21 protein-coding genes and 4 pseudogenes are annotated in these 22,294 nt (G+C 71.5%); 13 read left to right on the forward strand and 12 right to left on the reverse strand.

Going from position 1 to position 22,294, the window contains the following annotated elements; genetic code table 11:
* Nucleotides 1–138 precede the first annotated feature (138 nt).
* Nucleotides 139–822, reverse strand: a pseudogene (locus tag P1P75_RS24620) (ATP-binding protein); the annotation flags it as partial.
* A 231-nt stretch (nt 823–1,053) separates the two neighbouring features.
* Between P1P75_RS24620 and P1P75_RS24625 the strand changes: the two are divergent.
* From P1P75_RS24625 to P1P75_RS24635, 3 genes are all read left to right on the forward strand, one after another.
* Entirely contained in the window at nt 1,054–1,914 is an 861-nt protein-coding gene (locus P1P75_RS24625; protein ID WP_319258882.1) for a helix-turn-helix transcriptional regulator, read from the forward strand.
* A complete protein-coding gene (locus tag P1P75_RS24630) occupies nt 1,915–2,190 on the forward strand; it encodes a DUF397 domain-containing protein (protein WP_086771366.1) in 276 nt (91 codons plus the stop codon). It begins immediately after the preceding gene.
* 112 nt (nt 2,191–2,302) lie between these two features.
* Nucleotides 2,303–3,115, forward strand: a complete 813-nt coding sequence (locus tag P1P75_RS24635; protein ID WP_319258884.1) for an SAM-dependent methyltransferase — start codon at nt 2,303–2,305, stop codon at nt 3,113–3,115.
* A gap of 53 nt (nt 3,116–3,168) precedes the next feature.
* On the opposite strand, the gene P1P75_RS24640 is transcribed toward P1P75_RS24635, so the two are convergent.
* The 5 genes and pseudogenes from P1P75_RS24640 to P1P75_RS24660 form a co-directional block, all read right to left on the reverse strand.
* The gene (locus tag P1P75_RS24640; protein WP_319258886.1) at nt 3,169–3,684 is read right to left on the reverse strand and encodes a dual specificity protein phosphatase family protein; all 516 of its coding nucleotides are present in this window, start codon (nt 3,682–3,684) and stop codon (nt 3,169–3,171) included.
* Between the two features lie 679 nt (nt 3,685–4,363).
* A pseudogene (locus P1P75_RS24645) lies at nt 4,364–4,577 on the reverse strand (PLP-dependent aminotransferase family protein); the annotation flags it as partial.
* A gap of 106 nt (nt 4,578–4,683) precedes the next feature.
* Nucleotides 4,684–6,171 (reverse strand): glutamate synthase subunit beta, encoded by a 1,488-nt coding sequence (locus P1P75_RS24650; protein WP_319258888.1) that lies wholly within the window; start codon nt 6,169–6,171, stop codon nt 4,684–4,686.
* Between the two features lie 129 nt (nt 6,172–6,300).
* Nucleotides 6,301–6,780: an anthrone oxygenase family protein gene (locus P1P75_RS24655; RefSeq protein WP_319258890.1), complete on the reverse strand. Its 480-nt coding sequence runs from the start codon at nt 6,778–6,780 to the stop codon at nt 6,301–6,303.
* A gap of 163 nt (nt 6,781–6,943) precedes the next feature.
* A pseudogene (locus P1P75_RS24660) lies at nt 6,944–7,481 on the reverse strand (DUF2293 domain-containing protein).
* Between the two features lie 156 nt (nt 7,482–7,637).
* Between P1P75_RS24660 and P1P75_RS24665 the strand changes: the two are divergent.
* The 3 genes from P1P75_RS24665 to P1P75_RS24675 all read left to right on the forward strand — a co-directional run bounded on the left by P1P75_RS24665 (nt 7,638) and on the right by P1P75_RS24675 (nt 9,507).
* Nucleotides 7,638–8,279, forward strand: a complete 642-nt coding sequence (locus P1P75_RS24665) for a uridine kinase (protein WP_319258892.1) — start codon at nt 7,638–7,640, stop codon at nt 8,277–8,279.
* A gap of 189 nt (nt 8,280–8,468) precedes the next feature.
* The gene (locus P1P75_RS24670; protein WP_319258894.1) at nt 8,469–8,882 is read left to right on the forward strand and encodes a PPOX class F420-dependent oxidoreductase; all 414 of its coding nucleotides are present in this window, start codon (nt 8,469–8,471) and stop codon (nt 8,880–8,882) included.
* Nucleotides 8,883–9,066: 184 nt separating this feature from the next.
* Complete coding sequence (locus P1P75_RS24675) at nt 9,067–9,507, forward strand: CBS domain-containing protein (RefSeq protein ID WP_319258896.1); 441 nt, start codon at nt 9,067–9,069, stop codon at nt 9,505–9,507.
* A gap of 24 nt (nt 9,508–9,531) precedes the next feature.
* Here the strand turns inward: P1P75_RS24675 and P1P75_RS24680 are convergent, their stop codons facing one another.
* Nucleotides 9,532–10,659, reverse strand: a complete 1,128-nt coding sequence (locus P1P75_RS24680; RefSeq protein ID WP_319258898.1) for a magnesium and cobalt transport protein CorA — start codon at nt 10,657–10,659, stop codon at nt 9,532–9,534.
* 291 nt (nt 10,660–10,950) lie between these two features.
* On the opposite strand from P1P75_RS24680, the gene P1P75_RS24685 reads away from it, so the two are divergent.
* The gene (locus tag P1P75_RS24685; protein WP_319258900.1) at nt 10,951–11,745 is read left to right on the forward strand and encodes a methyltransferase; all 795 of its coding nucleotides are present in this window, start codon (nt 10,951–10,953) and stop codon (nt 11,743–11,745) included.
* Nucleotides 11,746–12,005: 260 nt separating this feature from the next.
* Here the strand turns inward: P1P75_RS24685 and P1P75_RS24690 are convergent, their stop codons facing one another.
* Together P1P75_RS24690 and P1P75_RS24695 are read right to left on the reverse strand one after the other, a co-directional pair.
* Nucleotides 12,006–12,923, reverse strand: a complete 918-nt coding sequence (locus tag P1P75_RS24690; protein WP_319258918.1) for a sugar kinase — start codon at nt 12,921–12,923, stop codon at nt 12,006–12,008.
* A 77-nt stretch (nt 12,924–13,000) separates the two neighbouring features.
* On the reverse strand, nt 13,001–13,906 hold the full coding sequence (locus tag P1P75_RS24695) for a pseudouridine-5'-phosphate glycosidase (protein WP_319258919.1): 906 nt from the start codon (nt 13,904–13,906) through the stop codon (nt 13,001–13,003).
* Nucleotides 13,907–14,008: 102 nt separating this feature from the next.
* Between P1P75_RS24695 and P1P75_RS24700 the strand changes: the two genes are divergently transcribed.
* Nucleotides 14,009–14,437: a VOC family protein gene (locus tag P1P75_RS24700; protein WP_319258902.1), complete on the forward strand. Its 429-nt coding sequence runs from the start codon at nt 14,009–14,011 to the stop codon at nt 14,435–14,437.
* A gap of 119 nt (nt 14,438–14,556) precedes the next feature.
* On the opposite strand, the gene P1P75_RS24705 is transcribed toward P1P75_RS24700, so the two are convergent.
* A complete protein-coding gene (locus tag P1P75_RS24705) occupies nt 14,557–15,111 on the reverse strand; it encodes a methylated-DNA--[protein]-cysteine S-methyltransferase (RefSeq protein ID WP_319258904.1) in 555 nt (184 codons plus the stop codon).
* 50 nt (nt 15,112–15,161) lie between these two features.
* The gene (locus P1P75_RS24710; RefSeq protein WP_319258906.1) at nt 15,162–16,034 is read right to left on the reverse strand and encodes a glycerophosphodiester phosphodiesterase family protein; all 873 of its coding nucleotides are present in this window, start codon (nt 16,032–16,034) and stop codon (nt 15,162–15,164) included.
* A 277-nt stretch (nt 16,035–16,311) separates the two neighbouring features.
* Between P1P75_RS24710 and P1P75_RS24715 the strand changes: the two genes are divergently transcribed.
* The 4 genes and pseudogenes from P1P75_RS24715 to P1P75_RS24730 form a co-directional block, all read left to right on the forward strand.
* On the forward strand, nt 16,312–17,169 hold the full coding sequence (locus P1P75_RS24715; RefSeq protein WP_319258908.1) for an MHYT domain-containing protein: 858 nt from the start codon (nt 16,312–16,314) through the stop codon (nt 17,167–17,169).
* A 40-nt stretch (nt 17,170–17,209) separates the two neighbouring features.
* Nucleotides 17,210–19,357: an excinuclease ABC subunit UvrB gene (gene uvrB, locus P1P75_RS24720; RefSeq protein WP_319258910.1), complete on the forward strand. Its 2,148-nt coding sequence runs from the start codon at nt 17,210–17,212 to the stop codon at nt 19,355–19,357.
* Nucleotides 19,358–19,510: 153 nt separating this feature from the next.
* Entirely contained in the window at nt 19,511–20,089 is a 579-nt protein-coding gene (locus P1P75_RS24725; RefSeq protein WP_319258912.1) for a TerD family protein, read from the forward strand.
* Nucleotides 20,090–20,158: 69 nt separating this feature from the next.
* A pseudogene (locus P1P75_RS24730) lies at nt 20,159–21,011 on the forward strand (TerD family protein); the annotation flags it as partial.
* Between the two features lie 139 nt (nt 21,012–21,150).
* Here the strand turns inward: P1P75_RS24730 and P1P75_RS24735 are convergent.
* Complete coding sequence (locus tag P1P75_RS24735) at nt 21,151–21,627, reverse strand: hypothetical protein (RefSeq protein ID WP_319258914.1); 477 nt, start codon at nt 21,625–21,627, stop codon at nt 21,151–21,153.
* A gap of 240 nt (nt 21,628–21,867) precedes the next feature.
* On the opposite strand from P1P75_RS24735, the gene P1P75_RS24740 reads away from it, so the two are divergent.
* The coding region (locus P1P75_RS24740; RefSeq protein ID WP_319258916.1) for an Lrp/AsnC family transcriptional regulator at nt 21,868–22,294 on the forward strand (427 nt) is incomplete at its 3' end.

Here is a 22,294-nt window from a genome sequence, read left to right on the forward strand (position 1 = left end):
GGTGTGGTGGGGCCGGTACGGGGGGCCGCAGAGGTGGGCTTCCGTGGGATGCGCCCTGGGCGCCTGCTCGACGGGGCCGGGGCCGGGGCCACTGTGCATCGCGTCGCCGTGATCACCCTGCTCGGCGGGGGTCTCGCCCTCGTCGTCCGAGCCGTCGGCCGGGCCCGGCTTCGGACGGGCGCCCCAGCCGAGGTCGGCACGGGGCGCGGAGGCCGAACCTGCGTCGGCGGCGGGGTCCTCACACCGCTCGTCGCAGTACGCGGGGGAGGCCTGCGCCTGCCGGGGCAGGTCCGCCCAGACCAGCAGGCCGGAGCCATGCTCCAGGGCGCCCCAGGAGTGACAGAGGGCGTCGACGAGAAACAGGCCCCGCCCGTGTTCCTCGTCGGGGCGCTGCGGCGAGGGGTGCGGCTCGCCGGGCGCGCAGCCCTCGTCGCGTACGGCTATGCGCACCAGGTCGACGCCGTCGGACAGCTCGCAGACGACCACGCCGCTCGCGGTGTGCACGATGGCGTTGGTGACCAGCTCGGATATGACCAGGGCGGCCGTGTCGCAAGTGTCCTCGCAGACCGACCAGCCGGTCAGCAGGGCCCGCGCCAGGCGTCTGGCCTGCGCCGGAGAACCCGGGTGCGCGGCCAGCTCGAACCGGAACCGGCGCTCGGCGGCCGCCCGGTCGCGGCCTGACTCCCCCACGCTCGAGTGCGCTCGAGTGGGGATACCCCCATCGGCACCGAGACCCTGGGGGTGGCCTGCGGCGGCGTCTGTTCCTAAGGGCGCGGACGGAATCACGCTTGCCACTATCGCCCCGCCGTGAACACTTGGCAAGTGTCACTCTGGAAAATGCAGAGTGCTGTGTGACGGGGTGAAGCGCCGTGGCACACTGCACGGAACAGCACCTCGGGCGGCGCCAGTTGGGATCACCGGAGATCCGTATTCCTGTTCGTACGGATCTTCGATTCGGGTCTTCGCGTGGCGCCGCAGGGCTGTCGGGATTCTTTTCGTGACCGGCCGGCCGGGCCCAGTGGCCCGTCGGTCGGCTCTTCGTGGAGGTGGAGCGTGAGCGAACCGCGGTCCGCGCCGACCGTGGGGCAGGTCGTCCTCGGCCGGCGCCTGTTGGACCTGCGGGAACGAGCCGGGCTCAAGCGCGAGGAAGCCGCCCGCATCCTCCGTGTCGCACCCGCCACCGTCCGCCGTATGGAGATGGCCGAGGTCTCCCTCAAGATTCCGTACCTCCAACTGCTGCTGAAGTCCTACGGCGTCACCGACGCGGAGGCCGAGGGCTTCGTCCAGCTCGCCGAGGAGGCCAACAAGCCCGGCTGGTGGCAGCGTTTCCACGACGTGCTGCCCGGCTGGTTCTCGATGCACGTCAGTCTCGAGGGCGCGGCCGCCCTGATCCGCCAGTACGAACCCCACTTCGTCCCCGGTCTGCTGCAGACCGAGGACTACGCGCGCGGGGTGCTGAAGTCCGGGGCCATCGGCCAGACCCGGCCGGAGGACATCGAACGCCACGTCGACCTGCGACTGCAACGCCAGGAACTGCTCACCCGTGAGGACGCGCCCCGGCTGTGGGTGGTCATGGACGAGACCGTGCTGCGCCGCCCGGTGGGCGGCCCGGAGGTGATGCGCGCACAGATCGACAAACTGCTCGACGCCACGAAGCTGCCCAACGTGACCCTTCAGGTGGCCCCGTTCTCCTCGGGGCCGCACCCCGGCACGTACGGGCCCTTCGTGCTGTTCCGATTCGCCATGCCCGAACTTCCGGACATGGTCTACAGCGAGTACCTGACCGGCGCCGTCTACCTGGACGCGCGCACCGAGGTGGCGACCCACCTGGAGGTCATGGACCGCATGGCGGCGCAGGCCGCTACGGCACATCGCACGAAGGAGATCCTCCGGGATCTCCGCAAGGAGCTGTGAATGGAACGCATCAAGTCCCCGACCAGGCCGCGTGGCCGCGCTCAGCGGATCTACAACGGCATGCCCGCGAGGGAACTGGGCAGCGAGGGCTGGCACAAGCCGTGGAGCGGCGGCAACGGAGGCAACTGCCTGGAGGCCATGAAGCTCGCCGACGGCCGGATCGCCGTCCGCCAGTCCACCGACCCCGACGGGCCGGCGCTGATCTACACCTCCGACGAGATGACGGCCTTCATCGAGGGAGCGAAGGCGGGAGAGGCGGACTTCCTGTTGTCCTGAACCACCCACCCGTTCCTTCTCCCTGCGCGCACTGTGCTCGACTTCTTGTTCAAATTCCTTATTTTGGTACTGACTTGATCATTATTCGCGTCACTTGCTTATGGAGTTCCTCATGACCGGGCAGGACCCCACCGGCGCTGTCGGGATCGACACCAGTAAGCCCCATCCCGCACGGATGTACGACTGGTACCTCGGCGGCAAGGACAACTACCCCGTGGACGAGGCGATGGGCCGGCAGATGCTGGCGCTCGATCCCAGGGTCCCGGTGATGGCCAGGGTCAACCGGGCGTTCATGCACCGCGCCACCCGTTGGCTCGCGGGCAACGGCGTCCGGCAGTTCCTCGACATCGGCACGGGCATCCCGACCGAACCGAACCTCCACCAGGTCGCCCAGCAGGTCGCGCCCGACGCCCGCGTCGTCTACTGCGACAACGACCCGATCGTCCTGGCCCACGCGGCCGCCCTGCTGCGCAGCACGCCCGAGGGTGTCACCGAGTACCTTCAAGCCGACGTCCGCGACCCGGCCACCATCGTCGAAGGCGCCCGGAAGATCCTGGACTTCGAGCGGCCGGTCGCGCTGTCGCTGATCGCGCTGCTGCACTTCGTCCCCGACGAGGACGGGGCGCACGAACTGGTCGGCCGGCTGCTGGCCGAAGTCCCCTCGGGCAGCTACCTGATGATGACCCACGCCACCGCCGACTTCACCCCGGAGGAGTCCGCGGCGGCCACGGAGAAGCTCAAGGCGGCAGGCGTCACGCTGGCGCTGCGCTCCCGCGGGGAGTTCGGCCGCTTCTTCGACGGGCTGGAACTGGTCGAACCCGGGGTCGCGGTGGTGCCCGAGTGGCACCCCGAACTCGGCGAGCCGGTGCCGGGCCAGGAGGACGGCGTCATCCCCGGCTACGGGGCGGTGGCGCGCAAGCCGTAGGCGGGCGGCGTGCCGGGGGCGTCACACGCGCGTGACGCCCCGTCGCCGGCCGGTCAGATCCAGGACCACATGCGGCGCGGCGCGTCCACCAGGCGGTTGACCGCGACGACCGGGAGCGGCGGCTGCTCGGCCTCGCTTTGGCTGAGGCGCAGCCCGTAGGAGATCTGCTCGATCGGCGGCGGCCCGACCGCGAGGTTGCGCCGGACCGCGGCTGTCGACGACTTCTCCCCGCTCTGCACGAGATACGCCGCCGCCATCGTGCCCGTACGGCCGACTCCGGCGCCGCAGTGCACGAACACCGGCCCCGGGGCCTGGGCGACGACGCCGGGGAAGCGTCGTACCTGCTCAGGCTCGGGCGTCTGGCCGTCCCGGATGGGCATGGGCACGACGTTCAGCCCGGCTTCGCTGGGCTTGGCGAGCTGCGAGGCGCTCAGATCCTCCGCGCGCAGATCGACGACGGTGGTGAAGCCCATGCCCGCCAGCGCGCGGTATCCAGAGATACTGGGAGCCGCGCCGCGCCACAGCCTGCCCTCGGTGTCCACCGGCTGGAGGTGGTGGACACCCCGCACGGTGCGCGTTCCGGCCGGTGCCGAGGGCGGGTTCGAGAGTGATCACCACGGGTTCGTCGGCCGTCGGCCCTCCCGCAGTGTGCGGGGCACCGCTCCGCCGTCGCGGAGCGGGGGCGAGCACGATCGCCGCCGAACAGCCGGTTCTCTCCGACGGGCCCGGCAGCCGGCCGTCGCCCCGCAGGCTCGGGACCGTGAGCGCCGGTACGACCGGGTCCGTGGCGACCACCTGGGCGTCCGGGACTCCCCGGGCCCGCGCGTCCGCCAGGGCCGCGATGGCGGCACCGGCCGCGATGCGGCTCTTGGGGGGGGGGGCTCACGCAGCAGCGCACCGGCGAGGGCTTCCTGGGCGTGCAGGGACATCAGGACCTTGCGCGTCCACCGCAGTTCCGTGGAGAGCTCGGGGGCGGTGAGCCCCGTGGGGGACCGGATCCCGGCGAGACGGCGGTCGATGTCCGCGACGAGGTCCGTCGCCAGATCCGGCAGCGCCGAGGCCAGCCGGCCCACCCGCCAGGCCGCGCCGAGCCGGCGTGCCCCCGGCGCCGGGTTGAGCAGCGCCGGCCACGGTGCCTCGGCGGAACCAGGCGAGCAGGCGCGGGTCGGCGGCGGGCCGTCCGCCGACCGTCGTGACCACCGGCAGGGCTCGCGCGCGCGGCGCGAGCCGGGCTGCCGGTCCTCCCCGGCGGTCGTACGCCCCGGAGACGACGGAGTCGGCCAGGCACAGCTGGTCCGGGACGCTCGCCCATGCCTCCCGGTCGCCCTTGGCCGCCAGGACGGCGCCCACGTACCGCTGCGGCAGCACCATCCAGCCCAGCCGCAGAGCCGGCGACAGGCTCTTGCTGACCGAGCCGAGGTGGATCACGTGCTCGGGGTCCCACTGAAGCGACCGGCCGCCGGCCCGCGGTACGGTCATCGGCCGCGCGTCTTCCCTGCGCTCGTGCTGCGCTCACCGGCCGCGCGTCTTCCCTGCGCTCATCGGCCGCGCGCCGCTGCTGCGCTCGTCTATACGCTCATCGGCCGGTCGTACGGTCCGATCGGCGCCGGCAGCTGTGAGCTTCCCGTCAGGGCGTGGTCCACGGCAGCGGCGACGGCCCGTCCCTCCGCGATCGCCCACACGATCAGCGACTGTCCGCGCGCGGCGTCCCCGGCGGCGAACACGCCGGGGACGTTCGTCGCGAAGTCCGCGTCCCGCGCGATCGTGCCGCGCGGCTCCAGCGCCAGCCCCAGCTGTTCGATCAGCCCGTCGTCGCGGTCGGGCCCGGAGAAGCCCAGGGCGAGCAGCACCAGATCGGCGGGGAGCGCGCGTGCGGTGCCCTCCACGGGCCGCCGCTTCTCGTCGACCTCGACGAGGTGCAGCGCCCGGACGTGCCCGCTCTCGTCACCGGTGAAGCGGAGCGTGGACGCCGCGAAGAGGCGCGCGTCCGCGTCTGCGGCCGGCGCCGTGGCGAGATCGCGCGCCTCCTCGTGCGCCGCGGACAGCCGGTAGATCTTCGGGTACGTCGGCCAGGGGTCGGTGTCCTCGTCGCGCTCCGCGCCCGGCTGGGCGTAGATGTCCAGCTGGGTCACCGACGCGGCGCCCTCCCGGATCGCCGTGCCCAGACAGTCGGCGCCCGTGTCGCCGCCGCCGACGATGACGACGTGCTTGCCGGCGGCGGACATCGGGGACCGCTCCAGGTCGCCCTCACACACCCGGTTCGCCAGCGGCAGGTACTCCATGGCCTGCTGGATGCCGGTCAACTCACGCCCCGGTACGTGCAGTTCCCGCCACTCGGTGGCTCCGGTGGCGATCACCACGGCGTCGTAGCGGGTCCGCAGATCGTCGGCCATGACGTCCCGCCCGATGGTCGTCGACGTACGGAACTTCGTGCCTTCCGCCCGCATCTGCTCGATCCGGCGTTCCAGGTGCCGCTTCTCCATCTTGAACTCGGGGATGCCGTACCGCATCAGCCCGCCGATCCGGTCGTCCTTCTCGTAGACGGCGACCGTGTGCCCGGCCCGTGTCAGCTGCTGGGCGGCGGCCAGGCCGGTGGGTCCGGAGCCGATCACCGCCACCGTCCGCCCGGACAGCCGGTCCGGCGGCCGGGGCGGGGTGAGTCCGTCCGCCCAGGCCCGGTCGGCGATGGCGACCTCGACGTTCTTGATGGTGACGGCGGGCTGGTTGATGGCCAGCACGCACCCCGCCTCGCACGGCGCCGGACACAACCGGCCGGTGAACTCGGGGAAGTTGTTCGTCGCGTGCAGCCGGTCGCTCGCCGCCCGCCAGTCCGCACGCGAGACCAGGTCGTTCCACTCGGGGATCAGATTGCCGAGCGGGCAGGCCTCGTGGCAGAACGGGACACCGCAGTCCATGCAGCGGTCGGCCTGTTCGCTGATGATGGGGAGCAGCGCGCCGGGGACGTACACCTCGTCCCAGTCGCGGACCCGCTCCCCGGCCGGCCTGCGCGGCCAGTCCTGGCGGGGCGTGGTCATGAAACCCTTGGGATCGGCCATGGCCGTCTTCCTTGCGTGCGCGTGCGACGGGGCCGTGCGTCATCGGGCGGCACTCTTGCGGCCACGATACGTCCCCTCCCCGCCCCGCGCAGGGCGCCGGACAGCGCTTGCTGCGCGCGTGCCCGGCGCTCATGTCAGAGCCAGCACGTAGGTGAGCGCGGCGGCGGCCGAGGCGACCGTGCGGACGTGGTTCCACGCCGTCCACTCGCGCACGTACACCGGCCAGTAGGCGGCCGCCTCCGCGGTGTCCGGGGCCCGCGCGAGCAACGCGTTGTTGCGGGGCACGTTCGCCACCGCGGTCACCCCGAACGAGCCGAAGAGATACAGCGCGCTGCCCAGCAGCAGCTCCACCGCCCCCTCGTCCGGCCACCGCACGAACGTCACCACGGCGATCACCGCGCACAGCACCGCCGAGCCGACGAACAGGAGCATGAACGCAGGCCTCACCGCCGCCACGTTGATCGCCTTCATCGCCGCGGCGCCCTGCGCGGGCGGCAGCGAGGCCAGTCCCTTCATCACGAAGACCGAGAACCCGCAGAAGACCCCCGCCACCAGCCCGGTCCCCAGCGCGCCGAGCGCCACCAGCACGAAATACGGTCCTTCGATCATGTCGTCCTCCCACCCCCGGCCGGGCACCCGGCCGTCTTCTGTCCGTCCGTCCCCACCAGTCAAGTCGCCCGCGTGAACAGCCACCATCGCCGAGAGCCTCTGACGCATACGCGAACGTCCAGGGCGGGGGACCGCCCCGCTTCCCGCCTCGATCGTCCGCACCTCAGCGACCGGCGCCGGCCTCCGTCTCCCACCCCCACTCCCGCAGCACCGTCTCCACACCCGCCGCGATCCGCCGCCGCGCCAGCCGCCGCGGCACTCCACCCATCAGCAGCCCGTCGTACGAGGTGTCCAGATGCCGTACGGACGCCACGACCGCCGAGACGACCGCCCCCTCGGACAACGCCCGCCCGTCGCCGTCCTCGCGCCTCGGCGTCCGCCAGGCAGCGCGTCTCCGCCCGCGCCAGCCCCGCCTCCTCGACGAGGACCCCCTGCCGCTCATAGCGCCCCTTGCGGCGGTTGAACCGGACGACGACCACCGAGAGCCCGCTCTCCTCCCGCGCCCTGCGGGTGAGCGCGGTGTCACCGCGCGGCAGGAACACCAGATGCCCCAGGTCCGCGCAGCCGAGACAGTACGGCGCCCGGTCCTCGACGACGAGCATCGGCAGCGGCCCCCGCCTGCACCCGGCGCAGTGCCGCCGCCGCGACGGCTGGATCACGACAAGCCCGACAGGGGCCAGGGGAGTTGAGGCGGCCTGCATACCGGCTGCATTCCCCCTCGCGGGTCTGCGTATGACAACGCCGGCGCACCTGGGGCACGCCGGGCGCGCATGGCGGGCCTCGCCAGGCCTCCCGCGCCCGCCTGCCGCCGGCGGCATCCGCGAGCGCGACGCGTTCGCAACGGTGTGTGTCGCATCATGGGCCATGTGCGACTCGAAGCGATCACCTGGGAACGGCTCGGCGACCTCCTCGCCGACCGCCTGCTCGACCTGAAGCCGGAGGACGGGAGCCCCTGGCCGCGCATCGCCTTCGACGGCGCCCCGGCGGCCCGCCCAGGCGACCTCGCCGAACGCGTCGCAGAGATGCTGCGGACACGCGGCCGCCCTTCCCGCGTCGTCGACACGCAGGGCTTCCTGCGCCCCGCCTCCGTCCGCCTGGAGTACGGCCGCCAGGACGTCGAGGCCTACTACGACGGCTGGTTCGACACCGGCGCCCTGTGGCGTGAGGTGTTCGGCCCCCTCGAATCCGGTGGCGACGGACGGATCCTGCCCGACCTGTGGGACCCGGTCACCGACCGCGCCACCCGCAGCCCCTATGTCCAACTCCCGCCCGGCGGTTTCCTGCTGCTGCACGGCCCTCTCCTGCTGCGGCACTGGTTCCCCTTCGACCTGACGGTTCACGTCCTCCTGTCCCCGCCCGCGCTGCTCCGCCGCACGCCCGAGGCCGACCGGTGGACGCTGCCCGCCTTCGAGCGCTACGACCAGGAGACCGATCCGGCGGTGGCGGCCGACGTGCTGATCCGCGCGGACGATCCCCGGCATCCGGCGTGGAACGGGTGATGATCAGTGGTGATCCGGGTGATCCGGGTGATCAGCAGGTCAACCGGGTGATCTCCGGGTCGTCCGGGGTGAGCTGCGGGTCATCCGGGGTGAACTGCGGCTGATTCGTGGCTGATCCGCCACCGGTTCGCGAGGCGGTGTTGCCGCAACCTCCCGTTAAATGCACGTGCATGCAATTAGAGTGCTGTCATGACGATCTCCTCCAGCGCCCCCGTGTCCCTCGACGCCTCGGTCCGTACCCTCCTCGACGGCAGGAACTTCGCCTCCGTCGCGACGCTCGGCCCCGACGGGGCTCCCCAGAACTCGGTGGTCTGGATCAAACGCGAGGGTGACACCGTCCTGTTCTCCTCCACCGACGGACGACAGAAGGTGCGCAACCTCCGACGTGACCCCCGCATCAGCCTCTCGGTCTTCGACCTCGCCGACCCCTACACCTCGGTCGAGATCCGCGGCACCGCCGAGATCCTCCCCGACGACGACAAGCGTCTCCCGCACGAGCTGTCCCACAAGTACCTCGGCATCGACCCGCCGGCCGAGAAGGCCGACGAAGTGCGCCTGATCATCCGCGTCGTGCCGCGGAAGGTCGTCGGGTTCTCCGCCTGAACCCTGAACCCTGCCGAGGCGGCGGGCCCTGCGCTGCCTGCTGCCTGCCGGCTTCCGCCTTCTGCCGGACGTGCGGTCGGCGGCCGGCCCGGCGAGAATGGGACGCCGGGACACGAGAGTGCAGGGCGCCGGGACAGTGGCGCACACCGCGTCGCGCCGACCGTCCCGCACCGGGAGGTACACCATGACCACCGCCGGACAGATCATGCACCGGGGCGCCCAGTGGATCCCCGCCCACGAGACCCTCGACCGCGCCGCCCAGTTGATGCGCGAACTCAACGTCGGAGCCCTGCCCATCAGCGACGAGAACGAACGGCTCTGCGGCATCCTCACCGACCGCGACATCGTCGTGGGCTGTGTGGCCATGGGCCACGACCCCGCCAAGGTCACCGCCGGTCAGCTGGCCAAGGGAACCCCGCGCTGGGTCGACGCGGACGCCGATGTCAGCGAGGTGCTCCAGGAGATGCAGGGGCACCAGATCAAGCGGCTGCCGGTGATCGAGAACAAGCGCCTGGTGGGCATGATCAGCGAGGCGGACCTCGCCCAGCACCTGAGCGACGATCAGATGGCCTCGTGGGCCGAGAGCGTCTACGCCAGGACCGGCACCGGCACCGCCGGCACCTGACGCCGTCCGCCGGCAACCGCCCCCTCAGAGCCAGCCGTTGCGCCGGAAGCCGCGGTACAGGGACAGACAGGCGACGGTTATCAGCCCGATCGCCATGCCGTAGCCGTACTTCCAGTGCAGCTCCGGCATGTGGTCGAAGTTCATTCCGTAGACCCCGCAGATCATCGTCGGTACGGCGACGATCGCGGCCCACGCGGTGATCTTCCGCATGTCCTCGTTCTGGGCGACGGTGACCTGGGCGAGGTGTGCCTGGAGGATCGAGTTGAGCAGTTCGTCGAAGGCCGAGATCTGTTCCGTGGCGCGCAGCAGATGGTCGGAGACGTCCCGGAAGTAGGCCTGTATCTCGGGGTCCACCACCCGCATCGGCCGGGCCGCCAGATCCTGGAGCGGCCGGCTCAGCGGAACCACCGCTCGCTTCAGCTCCAGGAGTTCGCGCTTGAGCTGGTAGATGCGCCCGGGGTCGGCCCGCGCGCCGTTCTCCGCGAAGACGTCCGTCTCGACCTGGTCGATGTCCGCGTGGACGGAGTCGATGACGTTGAGGTATTCGTCGACCACGTGGTCCGCGACCGCGTGCAGCACCGCCGACGGTCCCTTGGCGAGCTGGCCGGGATCGGACTCCAGCTCCTCGCGCAGCGGACCCAGCGATCCGTGCCGGCCGTGGCGCACGGTGATGACGAAGTCCTGGCCGACGAACACCATGATCTCGCCGGTGTTGACCACCTCGCTCGTCGACGTGAGCTGCTCGTGCTCGACGTAGCAGACGGTCTTGAACACGGCGAACAGGCTCTCGCCGTACCGCTCCACCTTCGGGCGCTGATGGGCCTCGACCGCGTCCTCGACGGCCAGGGGATGCAGGTCGAAGAGGCCGGCGATGCCCGCGAACTCCGCGTTCGTCGGCTCGTGGAGCCCGAGCCAGACGAAACCGTGCCCGCTCTTGCGCATCCGCTCCACGGTGTCGACCAGATCGCCGCCGACCGGGGCGCGGGTTCCCTCGCGGTACGTCACGCAGTTCACCACCGAGGAGCCGAGCGGGGACCGCGCGGGGTGGCTCAGATCGACACGCACACGTCGGCGGGCCAGGCGCGCCACCCTGCGCAGGCCGCCGACTCCGCCCAGGCCAGTGACCTTCCGCAGATTCCCCGCCATGGTCATCCGGACCTCCTCCAGTGGATCCCCCCGTGCGTGTGCTCACGCCCTGGCATGTCAGTGTGCCAGTCTCGGGCAGACCCTGGGTAAGCCTGTGGACAGGGGACGTTCCGCTTTGTTCCCGCCTGTGGAAAACCCGTAATCGTGCCTGACGGGGGCCTGTACGGGGCCTGATGGGGGTCTGCCCGCGGGTGCGGACTTCCATCCCTTTCCCTCGCCGGGCGTGCGGCCTTCGGCCGCCGCATCGCGGTCGCGTCGCCCTCCGGAGAAACCAGGACAACTGGGATGATCGGTCGTATGACGCGAACAGGCCGGTACCTCCTCGACAATCAGCGGACCGAGGCGGGAGAGCGCTTCGACGCCTTCGCCACCCTCTTCGACCCCACGACGTTCCGGCACCTCGACGGCCTGGGTGTGGGCCCCGGCTGGCGGTGCTGGGAGGTCGGCGCGGGCGGCACCTCGGTGGTGTCCTGGCTGGCGAAGAAGGTCGGCCCCACCGGCAAGGTCGTCGCCACCGACATCGACGTCTCACGACTGACCGGGGCCGCCCGCCCGCCCGTCGAGGTACGGGTGCACGACATCGGCGCCGAGCAGCCGCCCGCGGAGGGCTTCGACCTGGTCCACGCACGGCTCGTCCTCGTCCATGTCCCGGAGCGGGAACGGGCCCTGCGCTCCATGGTCAAGGCCCTGCGCCCGGGCGGCCGGCTCCTGCTGGAGGACGCGGACCCGGCCCTCCAGCCGCTGCTCTGCCCCGACGAGCACGGCCCCGAGCAGCAGTTGGCGAACCGCCTGCGCTACGGGTTCCGCAAGCTCCTGGCGGACCGCGGCGCCGACCTCTCCTACGGCCGCAGGCTCCCGCGCCTGCTCCGCGAGGCAGGACTGCGCGGCGTCGAGGCCGACGCGCACTTCCCCCTCACCTCGCCCGCCTGCGCCGCCCTGGAATCCGCGACCGTCCGCCAGATCCGCGCCGACCTCGTGGCCGCGGGCCTGGCGACCGACGAGGACATCGACCGCCACCTCGCCCACGTCGCCTCCGGCGGCATGGACCTCGCGACGGCACCGATGATCTCGGCGTGGGGGAGAAAGGCATAGGCCAGGCCAGACCGCCGGCACCGGGCAGTCGGTCCGGCTCTCTCGTAGGCCGACTCCGGGCAGTCGGTCCGGCCCGGCCCTTTCGTAGGCCGACTCCGGGCAGTCGGTCCGGCCCTTTCGTAGGCCGGCACCGGGCAGTCGGTCCGGCCCTCTCGTATGCCGACTCCGGGCAGCCGGTCCTGGCCGGCCCCGTCGTACGCCGACACCCGCAGCCGTGTCCCCACCACCTCTCCTGGACCGGGACCGGCGGAGCGGTGCCGTCACCGAGCGCGCGTCGTCTCCACCACCCCCGTGGGCGTCGGTGGTCTGCCGCCTACCCGCTCCACCGCCAGCGCGCCCGCCGCGCACCCCTCGGCCGCGGCCTTGGCGGGCTCCGCGCCCGCGAGCAGGGCGGTGAGGAACGCGCCCGTGAAGGCGTCACCCGCCCCCGTGGTGTCACGGGGTGCCGCCGGGACGGCCGGGACCCGGGCGACGACGGCGCCGTCCCGCGCCACCACAGCCCCGTCCGCTCCTTGTTTCGCCACCACCAGGGGCACACGGCGGCTGAGTTCGGCGGCCGCTTCCGCCCCGTCGGCGATCCCGGTCAGCAGACACGCCTCGTCCCTGCTGGGCAGCAGCACGTCCACGTCCCGCACCAGGGAGAGGAACCGGTCGGCGCCCAGTTCCCCCAGGAACCCCGCCGACGCCGGATCCAAGCTCACCGGCACTCCACGCGCACGTGCCGAGGCCAACGCCGTGCGCACCAGCGCACGCCCCGACGCGGAGAACAGCAGATAGCCCGACAGATGCAGCCGGGCGACTCCGTCGAGCAGCATGTCCGACCAGTCGTCCGGTTCGAGCCGCAGGGAGGCGCCGCTGTCGGTGAGGAACGTCCGCTCGGCCGCCGCCCCCGTGTCGACCAGGCAGATCACCGTCCCGGTCGGCGCCTCGGGATCGACGACGAGCAAGGGCCGTACGCCGCCGGCGACCAGTTCCCGCTCGTGCCAGGCCGCCGCCTCCGCACCGACCCGGCCGAGCAGCCGCACGTCCGCACATCCCCAGTGGGCCGCCCAGCACGCCACGTTGGCGCCCGCTCCGCCCGGCAGGGTCCGGATCAGCGCGGCCGTGTCCGTCCCGGAGGCCAACGGTCCCCGGTGACGTGCGACGACATCGGTGACGATGTCCCCCACGACCAGCAGCGGGCGCCGCCCGTGAGCGGCGCCCGGTCCCGGCTCCGAGCCGCCGGAGCCGTGGTCCGGTCCGCCCGGACTCCCGGTCACGCCCCGGCCCACGCCGAGGCGATGCGCCCCGCCAGCCGTACGTTGCCACGCACCGCCGCCAGGTTGGCGCTCAGCGACGCGCCCTCGGTGTGACGGACCAGGTAGTCGAGCAGGAACGGCGTGACGGCCTGGCCCGTGACTCGCTCCGCCGCACAGGCCTCCAGCGCGTCCGCGAGCACACGCGCGTGCAGCGCGGGATCCAACTGCTCGTCCTGGGGCACCGGATTCGCGACGATCAGCGCCGACTCCGGTACGCCGAGGGAGTCCTGAGCCCGCATCGCGTCGGCCACCTGGCCGGGACTCTCCAGCCTCCAGTCCACCGGATGCCCCGAGTCGGACAGGTAGAAGCCGGGGAAGCGATCCGTGCCGTACCCGGCGACGGCGACCCCCAGCGTCTCCAGCCGCTGAAGCGTCGCCGGTACGTCCAGGATCGATTTCACCCCCGCGCACACCACCGTGATGCGGGTGCGCGCCAGCAGGCCCAGGTCGGCCGACTCGTCCTGGGTGACCGTCCACTCACGGTGCACCCCGCCGAGCCCGCCCGTCGCGAACACGCGCACCCCGGCCAGCGCGGCCAGCAGCGAGGTCGCCGACACCGTGGTCGCCCCGCTCGCCCCCGAGGCGACCGCGAGCGGCAGGTCACGGTGACCCAGTTTGCGGATCCCGTCCTCGTTGGCGATGCGTTCCAGCTGCTCCTTGTCGAGGCCGACATGGGGCCGCCCGTCCAGCACGGCGATGGTCGCCGGGACGGCACCCTCTTGGCGCACCACCGCCTCCAGCTCCCGCGCCACCTGAAGGTTGCGCGGCCGTGGCAGCCCGTGGGCGATGATCGTGGACTCAAGCGCCACCACGGGTCGACGCGCGTCGACCGCCTCCCGTACCTCTTCCGACACCACCAGCACCACGTGCCCGCCTCCTGTCCGTCGGTCTTCCCTCATCCCTGGCGGGCGGCGCGCCCGGTCAAACCCTTGCGGCCTGTGGGGGACGACACCAGCCTGGAAGGCATGACCGACAACCTGCCTCGCCTGGACCACGTCGTCCTGTGGGTCCGCGACCCGCTCGCCGCGGCCGACTTCTACGAGAACATCGTCGGCCTGGCGCCTGTCCGGCTCGACGCGTTCGCCGCGGGCGAGGAGCCCTTCCCCTCCGTCCGGGTCGACGACGGGACTCTCCTCGACCTCATGCCGCTGACCATGGTGAAGGGCATGACGATGCTCTCCGGCGCGGCCGACAGCGCCGGACACCCCGTGAACCACATCTGCCTCGCCCTGCCCCGGACCGCCTTCGACGCCCTCCACACCCGCCTGACCGAGCACGCCGTCCCCGTCTCGGACGTCTCGCACGGCTCCTTCGGCGCCCGTGGCGAGGCCACCCGCAGCCTCTACTTCCGCGACCCGGACGGCAACGTCGTCGAGATCCGGCACTACGACTGACGCACCGGTACGCCCGCCCCGCCCCGTTCGGAGGTGTCCCGCCGGTCCTGCCCCCGAGCCCGCCGAGGATCCGGCTCGCGACCGGCACAGCCGTCGTACACCTCGGGCGGGACGGCCGCTCAGAACAGCGGTTCGGGCAGGACCCCTTCCAGGGCGAGCAGCCTGCGCTTGGCCTCCAGGCCGCCCCCGAAGCCGCCGATTCCGCCGTCGCTCTCCACGACCCGGTGGCAGGGCACGACGACCGGCAGGGGATTGGCGCCCATCGCCGCCCCCACCGCCTGTGCGGCACCGGGCTGCCCCACGCGCTGGGCGAGAGCGCCGTAGCCCACGACCGCGCCGTACGGGACGCCGGAGGCCAGCTCGCGCAGCACCTGACGGTTGAAGCCGGAGATCAGCGACCAGTCCAGGGGCAGTGCGAAATCGTGCCGCTCACCGGCGAAGTACGCGCGGACCTGGCCTATCGCCTCGGACAGCAGTGGCGAGTCGGGCGACTCGACGGGCTTCGCGCCCAGCCGGTCCGCGAGGCGGCCGAGTGCCTTCTCACACACGGCTTCGTCGGCGTGGAACACGACGTTGACCAGGCCCTCGCGGGTCGCGGCCAGCAGCAGCGGACCGATGCCGGTGCCGACGACGGCCCACACGACCTGCTGCTCGTACTGCCCATGGCTGTCCATGCGCCCACGGTACGACCCGCCACTGACAACGCCGGGGCCCGGTCGCGACGTCAGTTCCCGTACAGGGCCCGCGCCACCGCGTCGGGCCTGTTCGTGATGATGCCGTCGACGCCGTAGCCGGCCATCGTCCGGGCCGTCGAGGCGTCGTCGACGGTCCAGACGAAGGTCCTCAGCGGACTGCCGTGGGGCCCCGCGACCGCGTGCACGGCGGAGACGTACCCGGCGGTGAGGGACACGTACGAGGGGTTGATCAGGTCGGCGAAGGCCGCGTAACCGGGCAGGTCCCGCACCGCCGGCTTGCCGAGCAGGCCAGTCGTCACCGACGGCTCCAGGTCGTGGACGGCCCGCAGACTGCCGGCGCTGAAGCTCTGCACGATCAGCCGGCCGGTGAGGTGCTCCCCGTCCAGCCATCCCTCGTCGGCGAGCACCTTGAGGGTGTCCCCTTCGATCCCCGGGTACAGCTCGGGGTTCTTCACTTCCAGCAGCAGTTTCTGGTCGTGATACTCGACCCGACGGAGGTACTCCGTGAGCGTCGGCACGCGCGCGCCCGCGAACCCGGGGCCGAACCAGCTGCCCGCGTCGAGCCGAGCCACCTCTGCCGCCGTGAAGTCCTTCACCTTCCACGGGGCGCGCTCCGGAAAGACCTCCTCGACGTCCGTGGTCCGGCTGAGGCTGTCGTCGTGGACCACCACGAGCGTGCCGTCCTTGGTGCGCTGGACGTCGTTCTCCACCCAGCGAACTCCCAGGTCGGCGGCGGCGTCGACGGCCGCCAGGGTGTTCTCGGGCGCGTGGGCGGAAGCACCCCGGTGGGCGATCACCGAGGGTCGTCCCACGATGCCGGCCCGTGCGTCATGGACGGGGAGCAGGGGGGCGACGACGCCCATCAGCGCGGTGGTCACCGCGGCAACTGCGCGCGCGTGCATGAATACTCCTCGTGTCGGCCGGTCACATACGGCTCAACTGTGACAGCAGAGGGTCACCAGTGGGTGGGCGCAGGAGGACCACGGGATGAAGGTTGACGGCCGGAACCGCTTCACGGATGCCGCACATTGGGGCAGGGCCGTGTTTCTTTGCCGGAAAATCGTTCGACCATTCCGGTGGCAGTCATACTGCTCTGCGTCAACCCCTGACCGTTCGCGCGGTCGTGGGTGGAGGGCGCGTTCCACGCATTCCAGCAACAGGGCGGAAGGGCAACCGCGCATGCACGGCACGGTCGACGGATTCAGCTACGGACTCGTCACACCGCTGGTGGCCTACCTCATGGCCTGCCTCGGCGGTGCCCTCGGCCTGCGCTGCACGACCAGGGCGCTGCTCGTTGCCCACTCCTGGCGCCCCGGATGGCTCGCCCTGGGCGCCGCCGCGATCGGCTCCGGCATCTGGACCATGCACTTCGTCGCCATGATGGGCTTCTCGATAGCGGGCGCCCCGATCCACTACGACAAGCCCATGACCTACGCCAGCCTCGGTGTCGCCGTCGTCATGGTGGGCGTCGGGATCCTCATCGTCGGCTACAGGGGCGCGACCGGCACCGCGCTCTTCACCGGAGGCACGATCACCGGCCTCGGGATCGCGTCGATGCACTATCTGGGCATGGCCGGCATGCGCTTCGACGGCAAGTTCGAGTACAACACCCTCACCGTGGGCGTCTCCGTGGCCATCGCGATGGCCGCCGCCACCGCCGCCCTGTGGGCCGCCGGGCAGGTCAGGGGCTTCTTGTGGAGCGTCGGCGCCAGCCTCGTCATGGGGCTGGCCGTCACCGGCATGCACTACACGGGCATGGCCGCCCTCAGCGTCGACCTGCACACGACGGGCACGCCGTCCGCCGGCGACTCGCCCGCCGGTCTCCTCGCGCCCATGCTGATCGGACCGCTCGCCTTCCTCTGCCTCGCCGGCGTCGTGGTGATGTTCGACCCGCTCATGGTCATGGGCAAGCCCGAGTGGACCCCCGCCGAGCACAGGCCCGGCGTCCCGGCCCACCCGCACACCGTCGGCCGGACCCGGCTCCGCACCCGCCGCAAGGTGGCCCTCCACGAGAGCCGGACCCCGCAGAACCGCTGATCGGACCGCATTGTCAGTGGTGGGTCGTACGGTGGATGGCATGCGGCCCGTTTCCCACATCGAACGCACGGTGGCGCCCTTCGAGGTCGTCAGCCCCTACCAGCCCAGCGGTGACCAGCCGGCGGCCATCGCCGAACTGGCCAAGCGCGTCGAGGCCGGTGAGAAGGACGTCGTCCTCCTGGGCGCGACCGGCACCGGCAAGTCCGCCACGACCGCGTGGATGATCGAGAAGCTCCAGCGCCCCACCCTGGTGATGGCGCCGAACAAGACGCTGGCCGCCCAGCTGGCGAACGAGTTCCGAGAGCTCCTGCCGAACAACGCGGTGGAGTACTTCGTCTCGTACTACGACTACTACCAGCCCGAGGCGTACGTCCCGCAGTCGGACACCTACATCGAGAAGGACTCCTCGATCAACGAGGAGGTCGAGCGCCTGCGCCACTCCGCGACCAACTCCCTCCTCACCCGCCGCGACGTCATCGTGGTCGCCTCGGTCTCCTGCATCTACGGCCTCGGTACGCCGCAGGAGTACGTGGACCGGATGGTCACCCTCAAGGTCGGCGAGGAGATCGACCGCGACCAGCTGCTGCGCCGCTTCGTGGACATCCAGTACACGCGCAACGACACGGCGTTCACCCGCGGCACCTTCCGCGTCCGCGGCGACACCATCGAGATCTTCCCGGTCTACGAGGAGCTGGCCGTCCGCATCGAGATGTTCGGCGACGAGATCGAGGCGCTGTCCACCCTCCACCCGCTCACCGGCGAGATCATCAGCGACGACGAGCACCTGTACGTCTTCCCCGCCACCCACTACGTGGCAGGCCCGGAGCGCCTGGAGCGCGCCGTCAACGACATCGAGAAGGAGATGGGCGAGCGCCTCGCCGAACTCGAGAAGCAGGGCAAGCTCCTCGAGGCCCAGCGCCTGCGCATGCGCACCACGTACGACCTGGAGATGCTCCGCCAGATCGGCAGCTGCTCGGGCGTGGAGAACTACTCGATGCACTTCGACGGCCGTGAGCCCGGCTCCCCGCCGAACACCCTGATCGACTACTTCCCCGACGACTTCCTGCTCGTCATCGACGAGTCCCATGTCACCGTCCCCCAGATCGGCGCCATGTACGAGGGCGACGCCTCCCGCAAGCGCACCCTCGTCGACCACGGCTTCCGGCTGCCCTCCGCCCTGGACAACCGCCCGCTGAAGTGGGAGGAGTTCCAAAAGCGCATCGGACAGACCGTCTACCTGTCGGCGACGCCCGGCAAGTACGAACTCTCCCGCGGGGACGGCGTCGTCGAGCAGATCATCCGCCCCACCGGTCTGATCGACCCCGAGATCGTCGTCAAGCCCACCGAGGGCCAGATCGACGATCTGGTGCACGAGATCCGCACGCGCGTCGAGAGGGACGAGCGCGTCCTGGTCACCACGCTCACCAAGAAGATGTCCGAGGACCTCACCGACTACTTCCTCGAACTCGGCATCCAGGTGCGCTACCTGCACAGCGACGTCGACACCCTGCGCCGCATCGAGCTGCTGCGCGAACTGCGGGCCGGCGAGTTCGACGTACTGGTCGGCATCAACCTCCTGAGGGAGGGACTCGACCTGCCCGAGGTGTCCCTGGTGGCGATCCTCGACGCCGACAAGGAGGGCTTTCTGCGCTCCGGCACCTCGCTGATCCAGACCATCGGCCGCGCCGCGCGCAACGTCTCCGGCCAGGTCCACATGTACGCCGACAAGATCACCCCGGGCATGGAGCGGGCCATCGAGGAGACCAACCGGCGCCGCGAGAAGCAGATCGCCTACAACACGGCGCACGGCATCGACCCGCAGCCGCTCCGCAAGAAGATCAACGACATCGTCGCGCAGATCGCGCGCGAGGAGGTCGACACCGAGCAGCTCCTGGGCTCCGGCTACCGTGCGAAGAAGGACGGCGGCGGCACCAAGGCGCCGGTCCCCTCCCTCGGCGGCAAGGCGGCCAAGGGTGCGACGTCGGCCAAGTCCGCGAGGGGGAAGGCCAGGGAGACGGTCCCGACCGACCGCCCAGCGGCCGAACTCGCCGGGCAGATCGAGGAGATGACGGCGCGTATGCGGGCGGCCGCCGCGGACCTCCAGTTCGAGGTCGCGGCCCGACTGCGCGACGAGGTCTCCGAGATGAAGAAGGAACTGCGCCAGATGAAGGAGGCCGGCCTTGCCTGACGGACCGGGCGGACCCGGCCGCCGTACGCCCTGTGTTGCAAGAACGACACAAAGTGCGGTCCTGGGTACGGCACTGTCAGTGCCGTTGCGTAGGGTTTTGGTCAACCGCGGGGACCGCGGCAACAGGGGACAGTCCGAGAGGGGAATCAGCGCGTGACCGTCAACATGACCAAGGGTCAGGCCATCAGTCTGCAGAAGGCCGACGGAGGCAGCCTGACCGCGGTGCGCATGGGTCTCGGCTGGCAGGCTGCCCCCCGGCGCGGCCTGTTCGGCTCCCGCACCCGGGAGATCGACCTCGACGCCTCCGCGGTCCTCTTCGCGGACAAGCAGCCTGTCGACGTCGTCTTCTTCCGCCACCTGGTGAGCGACGACGGCTCCGTCCGTCACACCGGCGACAACCTGGTCGGCGGCGTCGGCCAGGGCGGCGACGACGAGGCGATCCTCGTCGACCTGTCCCGTGTACCGGTCCACATCGACCAGATCGTCTTCACGGTGAACTCCTTCACCGGCCAGACCTTCCAGGAGGTGCAGAACGCCTTCTGCCGTCTGGTCGACGAAACCAACGGCCAGGAGCTGGCGCGCTACACGCTCGCGGGCGGCGGCGCCTACACGGCACAGATCATGGCCAAGGTGCACCGGGTCGGCGCGGGCTGGAACATGACCGCCCTCGGCACTCCCGCCAACGGCCGCACGTTCCAGGACCTGATGCCGGCCATCCTGCCCGCGCTCTAGAACCGGCCGGACCGGGCCGGGCGAGCGGCACACGACAACACGACACGCGACGCAGGGGGACCACAGGCGATGACGGCCGAGCTGGTGCGGGGCCAGAACCACCCGCTCTCCGAAGCCCGCCTAGAGATCAGGGTCTCGGCCGGCACCCCGGTCGTGGCGGCCGCCACCCTCAGCGACGAGAGCGGCAGGATCCACGGCGTGGAGTGGGTCGCCCACCCGGGCGCACCCACTCTGCCCGGTCTCGAGGTCTCCCGGCAGGCGGCCGCCGACCATCGCCTCGCGGTGGACCTGGACGCCGTCGCGGAGACCGTGCACCGTGTCAGTGTCCTGCTCGCCCTGCCCACCGGTGTGGGCGGACCGGTCGACTTCGGCTCCCTCGCGGCCCCCGTCGTCGCCGTCACCGGCCTCGACGGCACCGAGGTGGCCGGCTTCACCCTCACCGGCCTCGGCCCCGAGTCGGCCGTCGTCGCCCTGGAGCTGTACCGGCGCCAGGGCGCCTGGAAGGTCCGCGCGGTCGGCCAGGGGTACGCGGGCGGCCTGGCCGACCTCCTCACCGACCAGGGCCTGGCCCAGGCCCACCAGCTCGCGTCCGGTATCCACGAGGCCGTGGCCCAGGGCGTGGCCCGCTCCGTACCGTCCCCACCGTCGCGTACGGCCGACAGCGACCGCTCCCGCCGGACGACCGCCTCCGCCCTCGGCCCCGACCAGACGGCATCCCCGTACGGCGGACAGGGCCCCCAGGCCGCCTCCGACCCGTACCAGGGATCCCAGGGCAACCAGGTCCCGCAGGGTGCCGCCGACGCCGTGACGAGCTACCCGACCGGACCCGCGGACCCTTCGGCCACCACCCAGCCGGGCACGCCCGCGGCGTCCGGCACCGGCCCCGTGCCCGCCCCGACCCGGCGTCCGGCCCCGACCCGGAGCCGCACTGACGCGGTCCGGCACCGACGCGACGGCAACCGACCGCCACGACTCGACCGGGACCCGGACACACTGATCCCGCACCACGGCCGGACTGCGGGCCATGGCGCGGGGCAGCTACGGGAGTTGGGTGCGGGCGCTCAGGCAGCGTGACGGCGCATCGCCGGCACGCGCATCGGGCGCGAGGCCGGTCCGCCGACGTGGGAGAAGGGCTGCGTGCGCCAGTCCAGCCCCTGAGGGAGCGTCAACAGCAGTGCCGTTTCCTGCTCCTGGGGCTCCACCGACTCGTCCGCGGGGCGGGCCTCGGCAGCCGTACGGCCGGTGCCGGCACAGACGGTGAGCCCGAACGGGTTCCACGGCGAAGCGCACAGCGCGTGCTCCGGCAGGATCTCCTCGTCCGCGAGCAGGGCGATGGGCTGCGCGCAGTCCGGGCAGATCACCCGGTACATCTCGAAGGTGTCGTACGCGTCGAACTCGTCGGCGTGGTCGCCGTTCTCGTCGTCGAAGCCGTCAGGGCCGTCGAAGCCGTCGGGTTCGACGCCCTCCGGCTCGGACTCGACGATGGTGGGCTGGAACCGCTTGGGCGCGGTACGACCGGGACGCTTAAGGCTCTGCATGGGATTCTCCCCCTCGGGCTGGGCCGTTCAGGCGCTGCGGCCTCGACCACAGCAAGCACTTCCCAGCCCGTCTCGGCGGTAATCACGGGAGCATCACGAAGACTTGGCGTGGACTGTGGCGTTCGTCACATGCCACTCGCAGATGCCGATCGGCTCGTACGGTCCGACACATCACGAACCGGTATGACCTGGGCTGTATACGTATACGAAGAGATCGCGCGCCCTGTAAGTTCTTGCGCCATGGAGGAGCTGGACCGACAGATCGTGCAGCTGCTCGTCAAGGACGGGCGGATGAGTTACACCGACCTGGGCAAGGCCACGGGCCTGTCCACCTCGGCCGTGCACCAGCGGGTGCGCCGGCTGGAACAGCGCGGCGTCATCCGCGGATACGCGGCCGTCGTCGACGCCGAGGCCGTCGGGCTGCCTCTGACCGCCTTCATCTCGGTGAAACCGTTCGACCCCAGCGCGCCCGACGACATCGCCGACCGGCTTTCCGGCGTACCCGAGATCGAGGCCTGCCACAGCGTGGCCGGCGACGAGAACTACATCCTCAAGGTCCGCGTGGGCACCCCCCACGCACTGGAGGAACTGCTGGGACGGCTGAGGGCCCTCGCGGGCGTCTCCACCCGCACCACGGTCGTGCTGTCCACCCCCTACGAGGCCCGCC

Origin of the sequence: Streptomyces sp. ID05-39B (genome assembly GCF_033794725.1) — a bacterium.
Taxonomy (GTDB): Bacteria; Actinomycetota; Actinomycetes; order Streptomycetales; family Streptomycetaceae; genus Streptomyces; species Streptomyces bobili.